At 32.6% G+C, this 22,122-nt stretch carries 16 protein-coding genes; 5 read left to right on the top strand and 11 right to left on the bottom strand.

Annotation, left to right across the window (positions count from 1 at the left end):
• The first annotated feature begins 111 nt into the window (after positions 1-111).
• A complete protein-coding gene (locus tag MARIT_RS08395) occupies positions 112-903 on the top strand; it encodes a carboxypeptidase-like regulatory domain-containing protein (protein WP_100211276.1) in 792 nt (263 codons plus the stop codon).
• A gap of 116 nt (positions 904-1,019) precedes the next feature.
• A complete protein-coding gene (gene purL, locus MARIT_RS08400; RefSeq protein WP_100211277.1) occupies positions 1,020-4,691 on the top strand; it encodes a phosphoribosylformylglycinamidine synthase in 3,672 nt (1,223 codons plus the stop codon).
• A gap of 317 nt (positions 4,692-5,008) precedes the next feature.
• Here the strand turns inward: purL and MARIT_RS08405 are convergent, their stop codons facing one another.
• The 5 genes from MARIT_RS08405 to priA all read right to left on the bottom strand — a co-directional run bounded on the left by MARIT_RS08405 (position 5,009) and on the right by priA (position 11,971).
• Entirely contained in the window at positions 5,009-8,149 is a 3,141-nt protein-coding gene (locus MARIT_RS08405) for a TonB-dependent receptor (protein ID WP_100211278.1), read from the bottom strand.
• 101 nt (positions 8,150-8,250) lie between these two features.
• Positions 8,251-8,700, bottom strand: a complete 450-nt coding sequence (gene rplI, locus MARIT_RS08410; protein WP_024741768.1) for a 50S ribosomal protein L9 — start codon at positions 8,698-8,700, stop codon at positions 8,251-8,253.
• 18 nt (positions 8,701-8,718) lie between these two features.
• The gene (gene rpsR / locus MARIT_RS08415; protein ID WP_024741769.1) at positions 8,719-9,015 is read right to left on the bottom strand and encodes a 30S ribosomal protein S18; all 297 of its coding nucleotides are present in this window, start codon (positions 9,013-9,015) and stop codon (positions 8,719-8,721) included.
• A gap of 3 nt (positions 9,016-9,018) precedes the next feature.
• Entirely contained in the window at positions 9,019-9,360 is a 342-nt protein-coding gene (rpsF, locus tag MARIT_RS08420) for a 30S ribosomal protein S6 (RefSeq protein WP_024741770.1), read from the bottom strand.
• A gap of 169 nt (positions 9,361-9,529) precedes the next feature.
• Positions 9,530-11,971: a replication restart helicase PriA gene (priA, locus tag MARIT_RS08425; RefSeq protein ID WP_157926308.1), complete on the bottom strand. Its 2,442-nt coding sequence runs from the start codon at positions 11,969-11,971 to the stop codon at positions 9,530-9,532.
• Between priA and MARIT_RS16060 the strand changes: the two genes are divergently transcribed.
• Positions 11,966-12,094, top strand: a complete 129-nt coding sequence (locus tag MARIT_RS16060; RefSeq protein WP_262509606.1) for a hypothetical protein — start codon at positions 11,966-11,968, stop codon at positions 12,092-12,094. The genes priA and MARIT_RS16060 overlap by 6 nt on opposite strands.
• Positions 12,095-12,393: 299 nt before the next feature.
• Here the strand turns inward: MARIT_RS16060 and MARIT_RS08430 are convergent, their stop codons facing one another.
• The 3 genes from MARIT_RS08430 to MARIT_RS08440 all read right to left on the bottom strand — a co-directional run bounded on the left by MARIT_RS08430 (position 12,394) and on the right by MARIT_RS08440 (position 14,901).
• A complete protein-coding gene (locus MARIT_RS08430; RefSeq protein WP_024741772.1) occupies positions 12,394-12,618 on the bottom strand; it encodes a VF530 family protein in 225 nt (74 codons plus the stop codon).
• 85 nt (positions 12,619-12,703) lie between these two features.
• The gene (locus MARIT_RS08435; RefSeq protein WP_100211280.1) at positions 12,704-13,204 is read right to left on the bottom strand and encodes a hypothetical protein; all 501 of its coding nucleotides are present in this window, start codon (positions 13,202-13,204) and stop codon (positions 12,704-12,706) included.
• Positions 13,205-13,284: 80 nt separating this feature from the next.
• Positions 13,285-14,901, bottom strand: a complete 1,617-nt coding sequence (locus MARIT_RS08440; protein WP_100212020.1) for an aminopeptidase P family protein — start codon at positions 14,899-14,901, stop codon at positions 13,285-13,287.
• Positions 14,902-15,043: 142 nt separating this feature from the next.
• On the opposite strand from MARIT_RS08440, the gene gcvT reads away from it, so the two are divergent.
• Both gcvT and MARIT_RS08450 read left to right on the top strand, forming a co-directional pair.
• The gene (gene gcvT, locus MARIT_RS08445) at positions 15,044-16,126 is read left to right on the top strand and encodes a glycine cleavage system aminomethyltransferase GcvT (RefSeq protein ID WP_024741775.1); all 1,083 of its coding nucleotides are present in this window, start codon (positions 15,044-15,046) and stop codon (positions 16,124-16,126) included.
• A 570-nt stretch (positions 16,127-16,696) separates the two neighbouring features.
• A complete protein-coding gene (locus MARIT_RS08450; protein ID WP_100211281.1) occupies positions 16,697-17,875 on the top strand; it encodes a zinc metalloprotease in 1,179 nt (392 codons plus the stop codon).
• Between the two features lie 101 nt (positions 17,876-17,976).
• On the opposite strand, the gene MARIT_RS08455 is transcribed toward MARIT_RS08450, so the two are convergent.
• From MARIT_RS08455 to MARIT_RS08465, 3 genes are all read right to left on the bottom strand, one after another.
• A complete protein-coding gene (locus MARIT_RS08455; protein WP_038025843.1) occupies positions 17,977-18,813 on the bottom strand; it encodes a prohibitin family protein in 837 nt (278 codons plus the stop codon).
• Positions 18,814-18,848: 35 nt separating this feature from the next.
• Positions 18,849-20,828 (bottom strand): heavy metal translocating P-type ATPase, encoded by a 1,980-nt coding sequence (locus MARIT_RS08460; RefSeq protein ID WP_100211282.1) that lies wholly within the window; start codon positions 20,826-20,828, stop codon positions 18,849-18,851.
• A 97-nt stretch (positions 20,829-20,925) separates the two neighbouring features.
• The gene (locus MARIT_RS08465; RefSeq protein WP_024741779.1) at positions 20,926-22,122 is read right to left on the bottom strand and encodes an efflux RND transporter periplasmic adaptor subunit; all 1,197 of its coding nucleotides are present in this window, start codon (positions 22,120-22,122) and stop codon (positions 20,926-20,928) included.

A 22,122-nucleotide genomic window follows, 5' to 3' on the forward strand; every position in this document is an offset into this window, starting at 1 on the left:
TAAAGTTTATAAAATCTAATTTGATGAACCTATTTCTCTCTTCTTATAATTAGTAAGCGAATTTCACACATTATTAACTATAATACAATCATTTATTATTATTATTGCACTATGCAAAAATATTTACACTTTGTTTTCTTCGCTCTAGTTACGACACTTTCTTTTTCACAAGTTTCTCAACAAGCTAAACTAAAAGGACAGGTTATTCATTCAACATCTAAAAAAGCGCTAAGTGCTGCCCATATATTAAATCTTAATACAGTAGCAGGTACCATAACCAATCATAAGGGAAACTTTGAATTGACTGCTAAAGCAAATGATACCGTACTCGTTTCTTTTTTAGGATTTGAATCTATAAAGTTAAAAATCACTAACGATTTATTAAGAGGGAATGAATTAGTCATAGCATTAAATGAAAAACCTGAAGAAGTAAAAGAAATCATTATCAAATCAACCAAACTTATTGGTGTTTTAGAAGTTGATGTAAAACAAGTTCCTAAAGATAAGTTTACAAGAATCCATCTCAACGGATTACCACAAACTTATGAAGTTGGTAAACCCAACAAAATCAAATCACCTATAGCAGCCTTATTCCAACCAGTTGATTTCTTATATTCTCTTTTTGGAAAAAAACCCAAGCAGTTAAAAAAGCTACAGAAGCTAAAAAAAGAAGACGATTTGCGTAAGATGTTAGCGGGTAAATTTGACAGAGAAGTCATGATGGAATACTTAGGAATGGATAAAATTGAACTTTCTAAGCTATTAAGAGATTGTAATTATTCAGAATACTTTATCAAAAAAGCAAGTGACTTACAATTAATTGAAGCAGTATTAGACTGCTACGAAAACTACAAGGCCTTGAAAAAAGGAAAAATAGAAAGAAACCGAATTCCTGATAATTAAACTTCATTTAAAAATAATAAAAAAACTGACAAAATTTTGTCAGTTTTTTTATGCTTTAAATTCAACCAAAAAAGGTAACTTTGTTCACTTAAACAACACACAAACTACATACAACAATGATTCATTTCTTTGGAAACGTAAACAGTAAAGTTTTTACTGTTCAAACAACAGAAGAATTAACTACAGAAGCAATTTCAAAACTTATTTGGTTATTTGGTAATCAACCTAAAATAAACACGGCGTCACTCGACGCCTTTTTTGTTGGTCCGAGAGCTGCAATGATTACTCCATGGAGTACCAATGCTGTTGAAATTACCCAAAACATGGGGATCTCAGGAATTATACGAATTGAGGAATTTAAAAATGTTGAAGAAAACTTTTCTAGTTTTGATCCAATGATTTCTCAAAAATTTAAGGGACTTAATCAAGAAGTATTCACAATTGACATTCAGCCAGAACCTATTTTAGAAATAGAAGACATAGCTAGTTATAATAAGCAAGAAGGGTTAGCCCTTAGCGAAGAAGAAATTAAATATTTGGAAGATGTTTCTAGCAAAATAGGAAGAAAACTTACTGATTCAGAAGTTTTCGGATTCTCACAAGTGAATTCTGAGCATTGCCGACATAAAATTTTTAATGGAACTTTTGTGATTGATGGAAAAGCACAACCTACTTCTCTATTCAAATTGATTAAGGAAACTTCCAAACAAAATCCTAATGGTATTGTTTCTGCATATAAAGATAATGTAGCTTTTATACAAGGTCCTAAAGTAGAGCAATTTGCACCAAAAAATGCCGACATTCCTGATTTTTATGAAACTAAAGAATTTGAATCTGTTATTTCTCTAAAAGCTGAAACTCATAACTTCCCTACTACTGTTGAACCTTTTAATGGAGCTGCAACAGGTTCTGGGGGAGAAATTAGAGATCGTCTGGCTGGCGGTAAGGGATCGATACCTTTGGCAGGTACTGCTGTTTACATGACTTCATATTCTCGTTTGGAAGAAAATCGCCCTTGGGAGCAAGCTATGGATGAACGTAAATGGCTATATCAAACTCCTATGGATATTTTAATTAAAGCTTCTAATGGAGCTTCTGATTTCGGAAATAAATTTGGACAACCATTGATTTGTGGTTCTATATTAACTTTTGAACACGAAGAAAATGCTAGGAAGCTCGGATTTGATAAAGTAATCATGCAAGCTGGAGGCATCGGATATGCCAAAAAAGAGCAAGCATTAAAGGACATTCCTAAAGAAGGTGATAAAATTGTAATATTAGGAGGCGAAAACTACCGTATTGGTATGGGAGGAGCTGCGGTGTCTTCTGCTGATACTGGAGAATTTTCTACAGGAATAGAACTCAATGCAGTACAACGCTCTAATCCTGAAATGCAAAAACGAGCAGCAAACGCAGTTAGAGGTATGGTAGAAAGTGAAGATAACTTTATCGTTTCTATACATGACCATGGCGCTGGGGGACACTTAAACTGCTTATCTGAACTAGTTGAAGAAACAGGAGGGAACATTGATTTAGATAAGCTTCCTGTTGGGGATCCTACTTTATCTAATAAAGAAATCATAGGTAATGAATCTCAAGAGAGAATGGGACTAGTTATTGCTGATAAACATATTGATACCTTACATAGAATTGCAGCCCGTGAACGCTCTCCTATGTACACTGTTGGTGATGTTACTGGTGATAACAGGTTTACTTTTAAATCTAAATCAAACGGAAATAAGCCTATGGATTTAGCTTTAGAAGATATGTTTGGAAGTTCTCCTAAAACCATAATGACAGACCATACTATTGATAGGGATTATAATGATATTTCTTATGCTAAAGAGAACTTTACGCAATATTTAACGCAAGTATTACAATTAGAAGCTGTAGCCTGTAAAGACTGGCTAACGAATAAGGTAGATCGATGTGTTGGTGGTAAAGTAGCTAAGCAGCAATGCGTTGGCACACTGCAAATTCCTTTAAATAATGTTGGCGTAATAGCATTAGATTATAAGGGTAAAGAAGGAATTGCTACTAGTATAGGACATGCTCCTATTTCAGGCTTAATAGCTCCAGAATCTGGAAGTAAAAATGCAATTGCAGAAGCCTTAACTAATATTATTTGGGCACCACTTAAAGATGGTTTAAAGGCTGTTTCTTTATCGGCAAATTGGATGTGGCCTTGTAAAAATGCGGGGGAAGATGCTCGTTTATATAAAGCCGTAAAAGCTGTTTCTGATTTTTCTATTGATTTAGGTATTAATGTCCCTACTGGTAAAGATTCTTTATCTATGAAGCAGAAATATCCAAATGAAGAAGTAATCTCTCCTGGAACTGTTGTGATTTCTGCTGCTGCAAATTGTAACAATATTACAAAAGTTATTGAACCTGTTTTACAACTTCACAAAGGAAGTATTTACTATATCAATTTATCACAAGATGCTTTTAAATTAGGCGGTAGCTCTTTTGCTCAAATTCTCAATAAAATCGGAAATGCTGCCCCTACCATTACCAACCATCAATTCTTTAAATCTACATTCAATATCATTCAAGATTTAATTCAAGATGAAAAGATTGTAGCAGGCCATGATATTGCTTCTGGAGGATTGATTACTACTTTATTAGAATTGTGTTTTGCTGATATAAATATAGGAGCTAATATTGACCTTTCTTCACTACATGAAAAAGATAGCGTGAAGCTACTTTTTTCAGAAAATGTAGGTATTGTATTCCAAGCATCAGATGACTCTATCGAAACTATACTAACTAAAAATGCTATTGAATTCTTTAAAATAGGTACTGTTACTGAATCTGATCGATTAAATATTAAAAATGGAGATGATATTTTTGCCTTGTCTATTTCTGAATTAAGAGATACTTGGTATAAGACTTCTTATTTACTAGATAAAAAGCAAACTGCTAATAACTTAGCTAAAGAACGTTATAATAATTATAAAAACCAACCTCTTAAATATACTTTTCCTACAAATTTCACAGGAAAGTTAAAGGATATTGTTGGTACTGTTAACCACAGACCTAAAGCCGCTATCATTAGAGAAAAAGGGTCTAATTCTGAACGAGAAATGGCAAATGCAATGTATTTAGCCGGTTTTGATGTAAAAGATGTTCATATGACAGATCTTATTTCAGGTAGAGAAACCCTAGAAGACATTCAGTTTATAGGAGCCGTTGGTGGTTTTTCTAACTCCGATGTCTTAGGATCTGCTAAAGGTTGGGCAGGTGCTTTTCTATATAACGAAAAAGCAAACATAGCATTAAAAAACTTTTTCAATAGAAAAGATACCTTATCAATCGGTATTTGTAATGGCTGCCAACTGTGGATGGAACTAGAGCTAATTAATCCCGATCATAAAGCGCATGGTAAAATGACACATAATGATTCTCAAAAACACGAAAGCTCGTTCACCTCAGTTAAAATTCAAAAAAATAATTCTGTAATGCTTTCTTCTTTAGCCGATACTGAATTAGGAGTCTGGATTTCTCATGGAGAAGGAAAGTTTAATTTACCAGAAAACGAAGATCGCTATCATATTGTAGCGAAATACGGATATGAAGGATACCCTAATAATCCGAATGGTTCCGATTATAATACAGCTATGCTATGTGATAAAACAGGACGCCATTTAGCTACCATGCCACATATTGAACGCTCTACCTTTCAATGGAATTGGGCAAACTACCCAAAGGATAGGAAAGATGAAGTTTCACCTTGGCTTGAAGCATTTGTTAATGCAAGAAAATGGATAGAGAATAGCAACCTCTAAAAATAAAGCATACTAAAAACTAGCTTTTAGTTTCTTTAAGATTTAAAAGCTAGTTTTTTTATGTCATAATTCATTTTTTTATTATCGAATAGCTACTTCTTAAAATAATGTAAAAATTTCTTTTAAAAGAACCTTAACTAGATATGGTTACTGAATACTTTTTCATTCTTTCATTTTTTTAAATGAACTATCATCCTACGCTTCTCTTCAATAAGGATAAATTCTTCATTTCAACCTAAGCTACAACAGTAAATAAATCCATAAAAAAACCGATTAAAAAATTAATCGGTTTTATATATAAAGAATATAATTTCTTTTTAGAAAATATAACGCAATCCTAGTTGTACTTGCCAACGAGAAAGTAAACTAGAATCATACCCAAATGTTTCTCTTAACTTCCCATCAAAAGTATAGGTAGGTGTATTGGTATCATCAACACTTACCCCAATTGGTTGTACACTTCTAGGCTGCTGCACCAATCCCCACTCTGAATTTATTAAATTTCCTATATTTAAAACATCTACGCTAAATTGAATGGTATTTTCTTTAGATTCAGAAACTTTAAAATTAAAATCTTGTAAAAGTTTAAGATCCCACTTTCCTCTCCATGGCGATAATGCCCCATAGCGCTCAACATACTGTCCTCTTCTACTATTTAAGTATTCATCTTGAGAAATATAAGCATTAAAATCTTCACCTTGTCCTGCACCAGAAAACTGCATTAAAGCGATTTCATCTTCTGTAGGCACATATAATAAATCATTTGCCCTAGCCCCGTCATTATTAATATCTCCTCCATAAGTATAGCTAAACCTTCCACCTTGCGCGTACTCAAAAAATGTAGAAATTGTAGTTGCATATTTTCCAGCTCCATAAGTAAACTTTTTAGAAGCTACTCCAATAATACGATGCTTATCTCCATATTTAGAATTTGCTAAAACATCATTATTAACATTTCCCAAAGCAGGGTTAAAAGCGAAGGCATCTCCTGTAATTTCAGCCTCAATAGAATTCACATCTTTAGAATTCAAATAATTATAAGCCACAGAGGTATATACCCCATTATTAAATGATTTCTGTAATTTCAAAGAAGCATTAAATGCGTACCCTTTATTAGAATTTGTTAATACATAAGCATTTCCTCTTTCGGTGGTTCCCCAAGGAGCCACCCAATGAGAATGATCCCCTTCTAAATAAATAGCTCTACCATCAACACCTGATAAAGTTCCTGAAGGAGCTTTTAACCCCCAATTTTGAACATGAATTCCATTAATATCTTTAGTGTAAGACAAATCAGTAGAAGCGATGACTCCATTTTCAAATTTATAATCCAGTCCTAAACTTGTTCTCCAAACTTGTGGGAATTTAAAATCAGAGTCAACTACTTGGTAAAAGAATTGATCTACACCTCCTACTTGATTTCCAATCCATACAAAAGGTAAACGACCTGTAAATAACCCTGTTCCTCCACGTAATTGAGCAGTATTATCCCCCTTAATATCCCAATTAAAACCAACTCTAGGTGAAATTAACCAGTTATTCGAAGGCATTTTAGTAGAGTCAAAATAAGTTGAATTTCCCGTAGCTGGGTCAAAATACTCTATTGTAGGATTATACGATTCTGTGTTTTCTGTATCTATAAATTTCTGTGCTAATTCAGAAGTATTAAAGAACATTGGCTTGTCAAAACGAACTCCATAAGTTACCTTAAATGCATCATTTACTTCCCATTCATCTTGTACATAAAAAGCCAATTGACCAAAGTTCATTTCCGCTAAGTTCCATCCTCCATCTACACCTGAACCTAATCTGTTTTTAGTATTGAACGTATTCAACGCATTTACAAAAGCAGCAGCATAATTGTTTACATCAAAAGCAGCAATATCTACATTTCCAAAAACATCAAAGCCATATCCTTTTAAGTTAAAAGAATTTTCAAACATAAATTTCTCAAAAGAGAAACCTACTGTAAGCGTATGATCTCCTTTAAAAAAGTTCATATTGTTAGTTACCTGAAAAACTCTCTGATCCAATACATTATGAATAGAAAATGGCTCATGACCTGCTATGATATAAGGTGTATCATCTTTATAAATATTCAATACAGGTGCTGGCGCTGAAAAAGGAGTACGTGAATCATTAAACTTCGTATAACCAATTTGTAATTTATTCGTCGTTTCTTCATTAAATGCTGAATTAACCTCTACTAGAAACGAATTTATTTTGTTGTTAATAGTGTATCCTGAATTTTGGAATTGAAGCGTATTAAAACTTGGCCCTCTCCTATTGATTGCTGTAGGATGCGCCGGTTTATCTTTAAAAGCGTTTAAAAAATTATAGACAAAAGATAAGCGATGCTTATCATTAATATTCCAATCCAATTTAAAAAGTCCTTTAGTAGAACCTCCATCATGAGTAAACCCTTCATAAGCTCCTGGATCATATCCTATTGATCTTAAAGCATTTCTAACATCAATTAAATCTTGTTCTAAAACACGTGATTCATTTATTTGGTTAGTTCCTCTATTAGGCAACCAAGATTGTGCTAAATCTGTTCTTTCATCCTTTTCAAAATTCGCAAAGAAAAACAATTTATTTTCTACGATAGGCCCTCCTAAACTTATTCCATATTGACTTTGGGTCAACTTAGGTTTAAAAATCTCTTGGTTTTTTATTTTTCCTCCCGTTAAATCCTCATTCCTATAAAACCCATATACAGTTCCTTTAAACTCGTTTGTACCACTTTTAGTTACAGCATCAACAGAAGCTCCTGTAAAACCAGAAAGAGTTACATCGTAAGGTGCTACTGATACAGATATTTGTTCTATTGCATCTAAAGAAATCGGTTGCGATCCTGTTTGCCCTCCTGGAGTAGCTGCATCCAACCCAAATGGGTTATTAAAAATAGATCCATCTAATGAAAAATTATTGAATTGATCATTTCTTCCTCCAAAAGAATTCCCACTTGCAGTGGGTTCCAAACGCGTAAAGTCAGAAGCCGAACGAGAAATCGTAGGTAATGTTTTTAATTGTAGTGCACTAACACTTGTTTGCGCCCCTGTTCTATCATTGTTAAAAACCTTACTTTTAGAAGAAGAAATCACTATTTCTTCCAATTGTTCTCCATCTTCTGACAAAACACCATTAACGTTGGTTGTTTTTCCTAAGGTTAAAAAAATGTTCCCTACTTCTTGAGATTTAAACCCTACATAACTAAATGTTACTTTATAAGGCCCTCCTACTCTTAAGTTAGGAATTGTGTATTTACCATTATCTTGTGCTACAGCTCCAGAAACGGTACCTGTTGGCATGTGCAGTACAACTATATTTGCCCCAAATAGAGGCTCTCCCAAGTTGTCTGTTACTATTCCTTTTATTTTTGATGTCGTTACTTGAGCATATCCTCCAAAGTTGACTAAAAAAATAAAAGAGAACATCATAAATAATGTTTTCTTCATAATTGTATTGTTTTTGTTTTAGTTGGCTCAAATGTAAACAATAAAAAAGCCCACTCTAATGAGCGGGCTTTTATTTTATTAACATGTATTTAACAGTCTTTTTACTTTTCAGCAACTACTTCAAATACAATATCAACAACAACAGTTCTATGTAAACGAACCGCTGCATTATATTTTCCTAATCTTTTTACTGTACCTCCAGTTACTTTGATAAATTTCTTATCTACTTCTGTACCTTCTTTAGCTAAAGCTTGTGCAACATCAATGTTGTTTACAGAACCAAATAATTTATCACCTGAACCTACTTTAGAAGAAATTTTGATTTCATAACCTTTAACAGCTTCAGCAACTTTAGTTGCATCTTCTACTAATTTAGCTTCTTTAAAAGCACGTTGCTTTAAGTTTTCTGCTAATACCTTTTTAGCAGATGAAGTAGCTAATACTGCATATCCTCGAGGGATTAAGAAATTTCTACCGTAACCGTTTTTTACAGTCACAACATCATCTTTAAAACCTAAGTTTTCTACGTCTTGTCTTAATATTAATTCCATAATTCTCTACTTCTTTAATTATTTTAACATATCTCCAACGTAAGGCATTAACGCTAAATGACGCGCTCTTTTAATTGCTTGTGCAACTTTACGTTGATATTTTAATGATGTTCCTGTTAAACGTCTTGGCAAAATTTTACCTTGTTCATTTACTAAATACATTAAGAAATCAGCATCTTTATAATCAATATACTTGATACCTTTTTTCTTAAAACGACAGTATTTAGCTTCTTTTTTAGTTTCAATATCAAGCGGAGTTAAATAACGTACATCCCCTTGTTTATTTGCTTTTGATTGTTGTTCTATTGTAGACATACCTTATTTTTTAGTAGATTTTACACGTGCTCTTCTCTTTTCAGCCCAAGCAGCAGCATGTTTGTCTAATTTAACAGTTAAATAACGCATCACGCTATCATCTCTTCTAAACTCAAGCTCAAATGGAGCAATAGCATCTCCAGCTACTTTAAACTCTAATAAGTGATAAAATCCACTTTTCTTTTTTTGAATTGGGTATGCTAATTTTTTTAAGCCCCAATCTTCTTTAGAAATCATCTCGGCACCTTTAGAAACCAAATAGTCCTCGAACTTTTGTACTGTCTCCTTTATCTGAGTATCAGATAAAACGGGATTCAAAATGAAAACAGTTTCGTAATGATTCATAATTAAATATTTTATTTTAAGCCTGCAAACTTACATTTTTTTATTCATTTAGTCGATATTATTTGTATGTTTTTTATGTTATTTCTATCAAATTTATTCTTTTCCTTCTGCAAAATAGAAATAACTCCCTTATATAAAAAACATTAACCTCCCATTAAGCGCTATATTCTTAGTAAGCATCTATATCTAAAATAAAGCGAATAGCTCTAAACTCTCCTATAGCTTCAAAAGTATTCTTTATTTTTTGAACTTCTTTTTTTGTTTTTCCTAATGACTGCTTAGGTGGTATTTTAATGATTAAGTTTTTAATGTACTGATTTCTTATTCTAGAAACAGCGGGAGCAGTTGGCCCTAGTACATTTTCTCTAAATACATTTTGAAATGCCCTAGCCAACCAATTAATACCTGTATCTACCTTCACATAATCTTTATGTTTCAATGTTATTTTAATCAGCCTATAATAAGGAGGATAATGATATTGCCAACGTTCTTGTAGTTGCTCTTTATACATTGCTGCATAATTCGTTGTAGAAACCTGCTGTAATATTTGATGATACGGGTTATATGTTTGTATTGCTACCTTTCCTTGTTCTTTTGATCTTCCTGCTCTTCCTGAAACTTGCACCATCGTTTGAAATGCTCTTTCATGCGCTCTAAAATCAGGAAAATTCAACATTGAATCGGCATTTAAAATTCCAACTAAAGAAACATTTTCAAAATCTAAGCCTTTAGAAAGCATTTGTGTTCCTACTAAAATATCTATTTCTTGCGCTTCAAACGCTCCAATTATTTTTTGATATCCATATTTTCCTCTGGTCGTGTCTAAATCCATACGACCAATAGCATATTTTGGAAACAATTCTTTAAGCTCTAATTCTATTTGCTCCGTTCCAAAACCTTTTGTATCTAAATCTGGTCTTCCACAAGCTGCACAAGTATTAGGCATAGCTCTTTGATAATTACAGTAATGACACTTTAACTCTCTCCTAAACTTATGAAAAGTCAAACTTACATCACAATTCGGACACTGAGGGGATGTTCCGCAACTAGTACATTCTACTACTGGTGAGAATCCTCTCCTATTTTGAAACAAGATAACTTGCTTTTTTGCTTCTAATGTCTCTTCAATCAATGCTAGCATTCTGTCAGAAAAATGCTTAGTCATTAATCTTTTTTTATGCTTTTCCTTAACATCTATCAATTCTATTTTAGGCAATTGGACATTTCCAAAACGCCTATTTAACGCTACAAAACCATATTTGCCTTGCTTTGCATTGAAATAACTTTCTAAAGAAGGGGTTGCTGAGCCTAGTACTACTTTAGCTTTATGTATATGTGCTAATATAATAGCTGCATCTCTTCCATTATATCTCGGAGAAGGCTCAAATTGCTTATAAGATGTTTCGTGTTCTTCATCTACTATAATCAAACCTAAATTTGAAAAGGGTAAAAACACAGCTGACCTGGCTCCTAAAACAATTTGTGCTTTCGCTTTATTTTCTAATACATTATTCCATACTTCTACCCGTTCATTCATTGAGTATTTTGAATGAAAAACTGCTACTTGGCTTCCAAAATAATTCTGCAAACGCATTATAATTTGGGTTGTCAATGCTATTTCTGGCAATAAAAATAGTACTTGCTTCCCTAAATTGATAGTTTCTTGAATCAATTTTACATAAACTTCCGTTTTACCAGAGCCTGTAATTCCATGCAGTAACACGGTTTCTTTTTCTTGAAAACATGTTTTAATTTCATGAAATGCCTTTTCTTGAAAAACGTTTAACTCTTTTAGTTTACTAGCACTTCCTTCATACTGAACTCTATCTGTTTGAATATGATAAAATTCAAAAATCTCCTTGATAACCAATGTTTTTAAAACAGCCGAAGATACGCCTGATTTGCTTTCTAATTCCTTTGCTTTTATCGGTTTTTTAGAAACTGCTAATTGAAAATACCCCAATACGGCTTCTTTTTGTTTTTTTGCTCTCGATAGTTTTTCCAAAAGCTCCTGTAACCCTTCTTTTGAAATATATTTTTTTTGCAGACGAACATACTTTACCAACTTCGGTTTATAAACTTCGTATATTTCTTCTTTTATAAAAAGAACATTCTTTTTTATCAATTCATTAATAATAGGCAATACAGTTTTCTTTCCTAGAATATCAACTACTTGATGAATTGTCAATTGTGATTGATTTTGTAAAGCTTCAAATATTAAATATTCTTCATCTGATAAAGCTACTTCTTCTTGATACGTTTCATTTTTATAAATAATCGTTTCACTTTCTAGCAAAAAAGCAGAAGGTAAAGATGCCTTATAAACATCTCCTAAAGGACACAAATAGTATGTCGAAATCCATTGCCAATGTTGTAACTGTTTTTCATTTACAAGAGAACTTTCTTCTAATATCTGATAAATTTCTTTTGCTTTGTACGCTATTGGTGCAACATTATGGATACGAAGAACCAAAGCAGTATATATTTTACTTTTTCCAAAAGGTACTGCTACTCGCATTCCTTTTCTTAAAAAATCTGCTTCTGCTTTTGTAACCGAATAAGTAAAGGTTTTTTGCAGAGGGATCGGTAATATGACGTCTATAAAATGGATAACTATACTGTTTTTTTACACCAACCAAAACTACATAAATTTCGCTATATTGTAAACGGATTTTTTAAGATGGTTACGACAACAGAGAAGACAGGGTTCTTATTGAATTATAATGGCGGATAAAAGATAATTCATTTAATTTCTAATTATATATACGAGCGCCATTTTTATTGAACCTGGTACATTACAGCTTTAAAACAGACTCAAATTCCTAGCAAAATAGTTTGAGCTACTAATAATCCTGTTGCTGTAAAAGCAATAGGAAGGCAATCATCTAAAGAAATACCTAACAATAAAACTATATATTTAAAAAACAGGACGCTTTCTTAGGTTAGAAACTCCTTTTGAATGGGATAAATCCATTCTCTCTTAAAATCAAAGGTATATTTTTCTTTATTTTAAAATTATAAATAAGGGAGTCATTAAGCCTTCTTTATTGTCTTCAAATATAATTTTTCTACCTTTTCTCTTGCCCAGGGGGTTCGTCTTAAAAATTTCAGACTAGATTTATACGTAGGGTTATTATTAAAACAGTTTATCTTTATTATTGCTCCCAATCCTTCCCATCCATATTCTAAATACAGCTCTTCAAGAATGGTTGCCAATTTTACCCCATGAAGAGGGTTATTAGGTTGTTCTTTACTCATTTTATATTAAATATTACCCAAGCGAATATCGTTTTTACAATATTATATTCCTAATTTTTATATTACTTTAATTTATAACTCTTGTTTATTTCTCTTCCAAAATCAATCCTGTTTCGCAAGGCCCTATATATTGCCATACCCTACTATTTACACTAGGCTTTTCTCCTTCACTATACCATCTATTTTTATATAGATGTTTTTCAAACTTCACCAATATATACGGTTTCTCAAATTTTAAATTTGATTTCCAAAGAATAGCCTTAGAACAGTCCACAACATCCCCGTTGCAAAATGCAATTAACCTCCATGGATTATTCACCTCTTCTTTGGGTTCTTCTCCTTTTGTATACCATTTATTTCTATAAATCTTTCCTTTATAAAAAACAGTGGTACTTTTATAGGTATATTCTTTACAAGCCTTCCAAGGTTCCGAATTACAAACGCTTTCTTCATCCAGAAACAAAGAGGAAGTTGACATTAAATCTCCTGCCACTCTATGGTCCTCCAATGACACTGGATTCTTTCTATTTTTACAAGCTAATAATAACAAAATTAAGAAAAAAACACGGGGAATATTTTCTTTCATGTTTAAAATTTATTTAAAAAAGTAAGCATATTATAAGTGTATCTTTACTCATTAATAGCAATATTCTCTCTTCATCGTTTTTAATCCAAAGCAGGTAAAACAAAATTATCTAAAATACTTTTTCTATTCATCATTTTTTCAATAGCATCTACCTCTCTGGGCGCTTCTTGTGACAAATTTTTAGCTCCTTTTTTAGTGATTAAAATATCATCTTCTATTCGAACTCCTATTCCCCACCATTTTTTATCACATGGACTTCCTTCTGGAATATAAATACCAGGCTCTACAGTAATTACCATGTTCTCTTGGAACTTACCATACGTTCCTGGGTCATGAACATCGAGCCCTATATGATGGGAAGTACCATGAGGGAAATAATTATGTGCTTCTTCTTCTGATTTCAGAATTCCTAAATCGGTTAAACCTTTGTTGATCACTCTTTTTGCAGCTACTCCTGGTGCCCAAAAATCATTACCTATTTTACATTCGGCAATTCCTTCATTTTGAGCTTTTAATACAATATTATAAATTGTTCGTTGCTCCTCTGAAAACTTCCCATTGGCAGGTATTGTACGTGTAACATCCGCGGTATATCCACGATACTCAGCTCCTAAATCCATTAAAACCAAATCACTTCCTACTCTTACTCTATTATTATCTATATAGTGCAATACACATCCATTATTACCTGCACCAACAATAGAAGGATACCCTTCATGCTCTGCGCCATATTTTTTATACACAAACTCATGAATTCCCTGAATTTCCGCCTCACTCATATGAGGTTTCATTGCTTTCATTACCTCTATTTGTCCAATTGCAGAAATACGAATGGCTTTTATTAATAATTTTAGTTCTTCTCTTGATTTTACCTCACGTAGTTCAGCCATTGATCTTATTAAAAAATCAGCATCAATATTAGTTCTTTTATTTAAATGTGTGGCTACCTTTTCTTTTAGTTCTTTTTTTACTTCATCACTAAAAGTTGTCTTATATTTTTGTAAAATTTCATCCTCCTCTAAATCAGGATAATCAATAACAATCTTTCCTATTACCTGAGCTACATTAGCACTATTCTCTATAGGTGTCGATTTAATCAACTCATATATTTGCTTTTTAACTGGCGATAAAAACAATGATGCATCATACCCTGATTGTTCTTTAAAGCTTTTTACCAAATCATATACATCTGCGTTATCATCTAAGTTTCGATGATCGTTTTTAAACTTTTCAACAAATACTTTATCAAATTTCTTGAAATTATTTTCAGTCTCTAAAAATACTCTTGCGGGCTTTACATTTGAAAATCCTAGTATTTCTTTTGCTTCTTGCACCCCTAAACGCTTCCCATTCCACATTTCATAATGAGGATCTTTTTTTTGAACATATAAAACTTCATTAAAAGAATTTCCTTTAACATCTTTTTGTTTATCAGAATACACCAATAAAACAGCATTGGGCTCTCTATGCCCTGTTAAATAATAAAAATTAGGATCTTGATGAAAGATATAATCTACATCATTAGCTCTATTTCTAATAGAATTGGAAAAGAAAATAGCTACTGAATTTTTTGGCATTTTTGCTCTCAGTAAACCTCTTCTTTCTTTGTGAAATTCTTTAGATAAATAATCTGTAGGGGTTTGTGCAATGCCTACTGTTCCTATAAACAGTAATACCACAAATATAGTTTTTATCATATTTACATATATAAAAAATAAAATTAACATATTTTACATTCTCTTAAAAAAGATTAACAAAAGATTAAGGAATAAATAATGCTTCTTTTTAACTCTTTTTTCAATACTTTAGCACAACTAATACAAATAACTAAATTATATAATGAAAAATACAGCATTAACTCATATACATGAATCTCTTGGTGCTAAAATTGTTCCTTTTGCAGGTTATAATATGCCCGTTCAATATGAGGGTGTAAACATTGAGCACGAAACTGTTAGAAAAAGTGTAGGCGTTTTTGACGTTAGTCATATGGGAGAGTTTTTCTTAAAAGGAGAAAATGCCTTGGCTTTGATTCAAAAAATAACTTCTAATGACGCTTCTAAATTAATTCCAGGAAAAGCGCAATACAGTTGTATGCCTAATGATGAAGGTGGTATTATTGATGATCTAATCATTTATATGATTGCTGAAAATGAGTATATGCTTGTGGTAAATGCCTCTAATATTGAAAAAGACTGGAATTGGATTTCTAAACATAATGACTTAAATGTTACTATGGAAAATCGTTCAGAAGAGTGGTCTTTATTAGCCATCCAAGGACCTAAAGCTGCTGAAGCTATGCAATCATTAACTTCTGTTGACTTATCTGCTATTAAATTTTATACATTTGAAATTACAGATTTTGCAGGACTTCCTAATGTCATTGTTTCTGCTACTGGTTATACAGGTTCTGGCGGATTTGAAATTTATGTTAAAAATGAAGATGTAGAAACTGTTTGGAATAAAGTTTTTGAGGCTGGTGCCCACTGGGGAATTAAACCTATTGGACTAGCTGCTCGTGATACACTACGTTTAGAAATGGGGTATTGTTTATATGGTAATGATATTGATGATACTACCTCTCCTCTTGAAGCTGGGCTTGGTTGGATTACAAAATTTACGAAAGATTTTGTGAATGCTGAAGAGTTAAAAGCACAGAAAGAAAACGGAATCACTCGCAAACTAGTGGCTTTTGAGCTAACAGAACGCGGAATTCCTCGTCAAGGATACGATATTGTAAATGCCAAAGGTGATATTATAGGTACTGTTACCTCTGGAACTATGAGCCCTTCTCTAAGTAAAGGTATTGGCTTAGGTTATGTTCCTAAAGAACTTTCAAAAGTAGATTCCGAGATTTTTATACAAATTCGTAAAAAACAACTACCTGCTAAGGTTGTTAAACTTCCTTTTTACAAAGGATAAAATAAAAAAATACCAATCAACCACTTAAAAATCAAATTTAAGTGGTTTTTTTATATTTCATAAATATTGGCGTTACTGTCAACTACTTAAGTATTCACTTCTTGTGAGAATTCCAACGAGAGCCTCTTTTTATATCTTCAAAACTAGGTTGACTCTTAAAGGCATTTAACTTCTCCTTGTTCAGAAATCCGCTAATTCACATATCTCCTTCCTCTAACCCTATGTATCTACAGCCTCACTAAAATCATTTTACCTCCTATTTTTCCCTTGAAAGTTTTATGATCTTTCTTTAAGATACTCTTAAAGGTTGTTAAGCTTATTTTCACAAAGGATAATCTCAAAAAAGTAAGCAAACAACAAGCTTCTAAAAATTAGCATTTAAGGACTTCTCTTTCTGCTCTGTTCTAAAAACTATATAAAACTTCTCTTTTTCACCCTTGTTAAAAGAAGTTTAATTTACGTTAAAAAAACACTTCTTATTTATACTTTATTTGATTCTTTTTTAACACACTAACTAAATACATCCATATTTATTTGCAGCTTTATAATTATTAAAAAACCCAAAACAAAATGAAAAAATTTAATCTATTATTAGTACTAGCAATAGCTGCACAAGTATTTACCTCTTGTGAAAACAATGAGGTTTTAAATGAAGAAATTATTGCCAACTCGAAGAGCACTAAAAGCTTAAATCTAACGGAAAGCGAGCAAAAAATTTATACCACAATGTCTTCTTTACTAAAGGAAGGAAAGGGATTCAACTTTCCTTTAGAAAAAAACCAAGTAAACTTTATAAAGTCAGAAGAAGATCATTTTTTACAATTCGAAGGTGCTGCAAAAAAGTCTTATTTATTGGAATCAGCAGATCATAACACCTCTTCTACTGTTATTTTGGAAGAAGACAATAAGGACATAGATATGCTTATAAAAACTACTGAGAAAGGTATGGAAAAGCTTTACACTTTTCACTTACGTCTCTCTTCAAATTCGCAAGCTATCAAACAATTAAAAGCTGTTAAAGAAGAAAAAGATGCTTCAAAACAGGTTTGTCAAATGGCTCCTTTAACAACGAATCCATCTAGAGAACTAAACTTTTTCATTGAAGGAGATGGACGTCCTAGAAGAGGTTCACACGGTAGGTATATAGGTGCTCCTGAAAAAAAGACTTCTTGGAGGATAATCATTCATAAGTCAGGAGAAGCTGATTTAGACATAGATAGGCAAGTTATGTTCATGAATAAAGCGCTTAGAGAGCTAGATGCTTTTAATAATTTTGTTGTTAGCTATTTAGATGCCTCTGCTTTTCATGAAAAGACAAAAAACAATTACGACTCAAAAAGTGTCTTAGAGCAATTTAACAAAGAACTAACTCATGCTCCTTTACACTACAATACACTTCCTGAATGGGTACATATTTTTGCTAGAAAGGAACCATTTGGTAAAACATTAGGTGAGGCATCAGGAATAGGGACAAAATGGAATAGAGCTGCAATTATAAGTGCTAGTGGTCCTTCTTCTGATGACGTTACTTTAGTGCATGAAATCGGTCATTTATTTGGCGCTCATCATATTGATGGTACTATAAGAGACGGATTTGGTACTTATTCATCTATAATGCTTTCAGGACAAGATAGTTTCTCTGCCGCTCAACTCTTTCCTACACTTTCTCGTTTTGACGATGATAAAAATAGATATACAATGATTCAGCAAATCCAAGGTGAAAGTTTTGGTGACCCAATACTTGAGTAATCTTAATTTATTTTACATTATAAATCTTTTAATACAAAAGCTTCTCGCATGATGCGAGAAGCTTTTATCTTGATAATCATCCATACCAATTATTTTAGCAATTACTGATTTCCTAAAATAATGGGCATTCCGTTTTTACCAGCGCCTATCAATACTACTTTGCTATTAGAAGATTGCGACAGCTTTAAAGTAGCCTCTATTCCTTTATCTTGTAATATTTTATCTGTTAAAGAAGCACTTAAAATTCTATTTGCATCTGCTTTTCCTTTTGCTTCAATTATTTGTTTTTCTGCTTCTTTTTGAGCAGTTACTAATCTAAACTCGTATTCCAAAGATTCTTGCTCTTGTTTCAATTTTCGTTCTATTGCATTTTTAATGCTTAGTGGCAATTCTACATCTCTAACTAACACCTCATTTAATTGTACATATTGTTTGTCTAAAATCTTTTTAGTTTCTTCAAAAATCTCTTCTTGAATCGCATCTCTTTTACTAGAGTACAACTGCTCTGGTGTATAACGCCCCACAACACTTCTAGCTGCTGAGCGAATAGCTGGTTGTATCACTCTAGATACATAGTTTTCTCCTTTTTCCTGATGTAAAGCTCCTAATTTCTCATATCTAGGTTGATACCAAGCGGTCGCCTCTAATTGAATTTCTAAACCGTTAGAAGAAAGAACTTGCATCTTTTCAAATAATTCTTGTTGACGAACCTCATAAATAATCACGTCATTCCAAGGAGCTACCACGTGAAAACCTTCTCCTAAAGGCGGTTCATCTGTTACCACTCCTCCTCCAAAAGTTTTATATAACACACCTGCCTCTCCTGATTTTATTGTTTTGGTTGATTTTGTAAAAGCTACTATTGCTATTACAAGTAATAATACTAAAAAAAGCCCTCCTTTGGGGAATCTTATATCCAATTGTTGTCTGCTATTCATACCTTATCTTTGTTTTTATAGCTCCAAATGTACAATTAATCTTCTTTAAATCGCAATAACCTAAGTGCATTAAGTACCACTAGCAAGGTAGAACCTTCATGAATTATCACTACGGGACCAATAGAAGCTACTCCAAACAATGTAGCTGGAATCAAAAGAGCTACAACCCCTAAACTCATCCATAAATTTTGCTTGATAATAATTTTTGACGTCCTACTTAACCCTATTACAAATGGTAATTTCTCAATTTTATCCGACATCAATGCGATATCCGCAGTTTCCAAAGCTACATCACTTCCAGCTGCCCCCATTGCTATCCCTACAGAGCTACTTGCCATTGCTGGGGCATCATTTACCCCATCACCTACCATTGCTATTTTAGTATTCTTTTTCTGTAATTGCTGAATCGCAGAAACTTTTTCTTCTGGAAGTAATCCTCCCCTTACTTCTGACAAACCTATTTCATTTGCTATTGCCTCTCCTACATTTTGATGATCTCCTGTTAACATTACCATCTTTTTTATTCCCAGTTTTTTTAAACTTTGTAAAGTTTCTTTTGCAAACTTTCTTGGAGTATCCATCACCGTTAAAATTCCTATCAGTTTCTTATTATAAGCTACTAACATCGTGGTATTTCCTCCTTCAAGGAAACCTTTCATCATTTCTCTTACCTCCTCAGAAATAGAAATAGCTTTCGTTTCCATCAAATGTAAATTCCCAATAAATGCCTCTTTTTCCCTATATATAGCTCGAATTCCCATTCCTTGAAATGCCTCTATATTAGAAACCTCTCCTCTATTAACTGTAGCATATTTCGTTATTATTTCTTTAGATATTGCTTTTGCTAAAGGATGATTACTCAAACTTTCTACACTCAAAACTAATTCTAGAAGAGTTTCTTTATCAGTATTATTTACAGTAATTATATTGGTTAATCTAGGAGTTCCTTCTGTTAATGTTCCTGTTTTATCAAAAGCTATCGTTGTTAAACTTCCTAAATCTTCCAAAGCTCTCCCTCCTTTAATCAGTACACCTCCTTTTGCTCCTCTAGCTACACCGCTAAGCACGGCGCTGGGGGTAGAAATAGCTAATGCGCAAGGGCTTGCTGCTACTAAAACTGTAATTGCCCTATATATACTTTGCTCAAATGATTCATCTATTACCAAATAAGCAAAACATAAAAGAAACACCAACACAATAACTATTGGAACAAACCACTTCTCAAACTTCTTCGTGAATAACTGAGTGGGAGATTTTTTAGTTTCCACTTCATTTACCATTTTTATCAATCGTGAAATAGTACTATCTTCATTAAGTTTTAACACTAGCACCTCTATCAGGTTATCTCCATTGATAGATCCTGTATAAACTACATTTCTTTTATCAATTTCTTCAAACTTCAAATTTCCCACCTCTTCTTGAATTGCTTCTTTATCAACCGGCATACTTTCTCCTGTTATCGAAGCTTGATTTATACTCGTATGCCCTTTGATGATTACCCCATCTGCTCCAATTTTGGTATTGGGTTTTACCACTATAATGTCTTCTAATTTTAATTCTTCTATCAGAATTTCTGCCGTAGTTTCTCCTCGCTTCACCAGCACCTTTTTGGGAGACAATTCTCCTAAAGCTTCGATAGATTTCTTAGCCTTTCCCATAGCATAATTTTCCAATGAGTGCCCTAAACTAAATAAAAACAAAAGAAGTGCTCCTTCTTCCCATTTATTAATATAAGCAGCTCCTAAAGCAGCTATCAACATCAAGAAATCAATTTCAAATTCCCCCTTTCTTATTTTTTCAATAGCTTCCTTAGTTGTAAACCATCCTCCAAAAAAGAACGCTATTACAAAACTACCTAAAGTATATATTTCTTGAACATCAGTTAATTTCTCTAATACTACACCTAAAAAGAAAAAAAAACCACTCAAAATTGCAAAATACAACTCAGTGCTTTCCCCAAAGATTCCACCATGGCTATGATCATGTTCTTTAGCCTTTAAATGTTTTTCTGACATAATTATTTTATTTATTAATTTACACTCTCTTTTTTAATAAAAAGATGTATTTAAAAACACTATAGGGCACAATTAAAATTGTACCCTATAGTTAGCTTTAATGCGCATGCCCTTCCATTCCTCCTGACTGTTGCAATAATTTTCCTTTTAAGAAATGAGCTCCTTTTGTAACTACTCTTATATTAAAATTATCACCTTGGATTGCTTTCACTTCCACAAAACCTTTATCAGAATTACCTATTGTAACCTCTAGAGGAATAAATTCTGTTTTACTTTCTGCCATAAATACAAAATATTCATCTCCTTTTTCTATCAGCGCATTTTCAGGAACAGTAAAAACTTCTCTTCCTTTTAGCAAAATCTCTGCATTGATAAACATTCCTGATTTTAATCTGTTCTCTTCATCTTCAAAATGCCCATGTACATTTACTGTTTTTGTTTTTTCATTTACTTTTTGACTAATCAATTGAATAGCTCCTTTATACTCAACATCTACTCCAGAAGGTTTAAATATAAACTCATCTCCTTTTTTAATCTTAGTAATATCTGTTCCAAAAACATTTAATTCTGCATGCATATGGTCATTATCTATAATCTCCATCATTTCACTATTTGCCGCTAAAAACATTCCTTTATTCAAATTATTTTCTACTACATAACCTGAAATAGGCGCTTTTACCTCTACATACTGCTGAATTCCTTTAGTTACTATTTTATCTGGAGACAAACCCGCTAATTTTAATTGCTCTTTATAGCTATCCACCAAACTTTGCGCTGAACGATAAGCTCCTTCTACTATTTGATATGATTTCTTAGATGCTATCTCATTTTCTAGTAACATTTTTTTACGCTTATAATCTGCCTGAGCAACATTTCTCTTATTTATAGCCTCTAAGTAAGCATACTGTAATTCAATAAAATTAGGATGTTGTAGTACAGCTATTATTTGTCCTTTTGTTACCTTATCACCAGGTAGCAAATTCGTTTTATGGACAAAAGCCTCTAGTGGAGCATATATCGTAGCTTTGCTCTGCGGAGGTACCTCTATAGTACCTGTTACTGCTACTCTATTCCGAATTTCTCTTTTTGTTATTTCTTCCGATTGAATACCTGCTGCTATCAATTGCTCCTTAGTTAGGTGAAGCTCGTTTTCATTATGCTCTTCCTTTGATTCTTTTTTAGAGTTCGGTACTCCTTCCTCAGCAGCATGATCGTGATCTGAATGATCGCCACCTTTTAAATTACAACTGATGATAAATATGGCAGTTACTGCTAATATGATAATTTTTTTCAT

Origin of the sequence: Tenacibaculum maritimum NCIMB 2154, from assembly GCF_900119795.1 — a bacterium.
GTDB lineage: Bacteria > Bacteroidota > Bacteroidia > Flavobacteriales > Flavobacteriaceae > Polaribacter > Polaribacter maritimus.

What these genes read in the sequence shown, in the direction of transcription:
- MARIT_RS08455 (WP_038025843.1), bottom strand. Translation starts at nt 18,813, where the DNA reads ATGAATAGCAGACAACAATTGGATATAAGATTCCCCAAAGGAGGGCTT.
- MARIT_RS08450 (WP_100211281.1), top strand. Translation starts at nt 16,697, where the DNA reads ATGAAAAAATTTAATCTATTATTAGTACTAGCAATAGCTGCACAAGTA.
- rplI (WP_024741768.1), bottom strand. Translation starts at nt 8,700, where the DNA reads ATGGAATTAATATTAAGACAAGACGTAGAAAACTTAGGTTTTAAAGAT.
- rpsR (WP_024741769.1), bottom strand. Translation starts at nt 9,015, where the DNA reads ATGTCTACAATAGAACAACAATCAAAAGCAAATAAACAAGGGGATGTA.
- MARIT_RS08460 (WP_100211282.1), bottom strand. Translation starts at nt 20,828, where the DNA reads ATGTCAGAAAAACATTTAAAGGCTAAAGAACATGATCATAGCCATGGT.
- MARIT_RS08395 (WP_100211276.1), top strand. Translation starts at nt 112, where the DNA reads ATGCAAAAATATTTACACTTTGTTTTCTTCGCTCTAGTTACGACACTT.
- MARIT_RS08435 (WP_100211280.1), bottom strand. Translation starts at nt 13,204, where the DNA reads ATGAAAGAAAATATTCCCCGTGTTTTTTTCTTAATTTTGTTATTATTA.
- MARIT_RS08405 (WP_100211278.1), bottom strand. Translation starts at nt 8,149, where the DNA reads ATGAAGAAAACATTATTTATGATGTTCTCTTTTATTTTTTTAGTCAAC.
- gcvT (WP_024741775.1), top strand. Translation starts at nt 15,044, where the DNA reads ATGAAAAATACAGCATTAACTCATATACATGAATCTCTTGGTGCTAAA.
- MARIT_RS16060 (WP_262509606.1), top strand. Translation starts at nt 11,966, where the DNA reads ATGGATAACTATACTGTTTTTTTACACCAACCAAAACTACATAAATTT.
- purL (WP_100211277.1), top strand. Translation starts at nt 1,020, where the DNA reads ATGATTCATTTCTTTGGAAACGTAAACAGTAAAGTTTTTACTGTTCAA.
- MARIT_RS08430 (WP_024741772.1), bottom strand. Translation starts at nt 12,618, where the DNA reads ATGAGTAAAGAACAACCTAATAACCCTCTTCATGGGGTAAAATTGGCA.
- MARIT_RS08440 (WP_100212020.1), bottom strand. Translation starts at nt 14,901, where the DNA reads ATGATAAAAACTATATTTGTGGTATTACTGTTTATAGGAACAGTAGGC.
- rpsF (WP_024741770.1), bottom strand. Translation starts at nt 9,360, where the DNA reads ATGAATCATTACGAAACTGTTTTCATTTTGAATCCCGTTTTATCTGAT.
- MARIT_RS08465 (WP_024741779.1), bottom strand. Translation starts at nt 22,122, where the DNA reads ATGAAAAAAATTATCATATTAGCAGTAACTGCCATATTTATCATCAGT.